Raw genomic sequence first — 311 nt, forward strand, 5'->3', positions numbered from 1 at the left:
ATAATTAGTAGCACCTACACCACCTCTAAAGCTTAAACTTGTTTCTTGCCTAAGGCTATTTCTTGTTAATTCTTTTAGCCAATTGGTACTAGGTCTTTTGGCAAAACCTTCTACATCAAAAAGCACTGGTACGTTGTTGCGAATATTTTGCTCATTTTTAATAGCGGCGTACTGTTGCGAGTTCATCATTTGGTAGGGACTAGATATTACACCTAAAGTAGTTTTATTAGTCACTTCAATCGTTGATTCGCCTGCTTTACCTTTTTTGGTAGTAATTAAAACAACACCATTTGCAGCCCTAGAACCATAAA

General features: G+C 36.3%; 1 pseudogene. It reads right to left on the reverse strand.

Annotation, left to right across the window (positions count from 1 at the left end):
* Nucleotides 1-311 (reverse strand): annotated as a pseudogene (locus tag ACT9TX_RS18540) (hypothetical protein); the annotation flags it as partial.

The organism is Parasediminibacterium sp. HNIBRBA5674, from assembly GCF_056745525.1.